At 58.8% G+C, this 560-nt stretch carries 1 protein-coding gene and 1 pseudogene; one reads left to right on the top strand and one right to left on the bottom strand.

Features of this window, described 5'->3' with window-relative positions:
• On the top strand, positions 1-391 hold a 391-nt coding region (locus ALO43_RS16775), incomplete at its 5' end, for an acyl-CoA carboxylase biotin carboxyl carrier protein subunit (RefSeq protein WP_328586979.1).
• Between the two features lie 68 nt (positions 392-459).
• On the opposite strand, the pseudogene ALO43_RS30250 reads toward ALO43_RS16775, so the two are convergent.
• Positions 460-560: pseudogene (locus ALO43_RS30250) on the bottom strand (Fe-S biogenesis protein NfuA); the annotation flags it as partial.

Raw genomic sequence — 560 nt, 5'->3', positions numbered from 1 at the left:
CAGCAGCGACTCACCGTTCAAACTCAGCAACGAACATCTGGCTGTCGAGCACAACGGTGTGCGCCGCTCGCATCTGGCGATACGCCGTGGCAATGCGCTTTACCTCAAATGGCAAGGCGACCTACACACCATCACCCGACTTGACCCCATCGCGCAGGCCGATGCCAGCGATAGCCAGCATGGAGGCCTGACAGCCCCCATGAATGGCAGCATCGTGCGCGTGCTGGTTGAAGTGGGTCAGACGGTCGAGATCGGGGCGCAACTGGTGGTGCTGGAGGCCATGAAGATGGAACACAGCATCCGCGCTGCCAGTGCCGGCGTTGTCACAGCGCTTTACTGCCATGAGGGAGAGATGGTCAACGAAGGCGCAGTACTGGTGGAACTGACCTGACCACCAGCGACGGCCGCACACGAAAACGCCCTGAACAGTCAGGGCGTTTTTACGCAGCAGAGAAAGGCTTAGTAGTAAGCGTTTTCTTTCTGCGTATGGTCGGTCACATCGCGAACACCCGACAGCTCGGGAATGCGCTCAAGCAACGTACGCTCGATACCTTCCTTCA

This window comes from Pseudomonas tremae (assembly GCF_001401155.1).
Lineage (GTDB): Bacteria > Pseudomonadota > Gammaproteobacteria > Pseudomonadales > Pseudomonadaceae > Aquipseudomonas > Aquipseudomonas tremae.
Note: the sequence above shows the minus strand (reverse complement) of the source record. Positions and strands in the feature narration are given on the sequence as shown.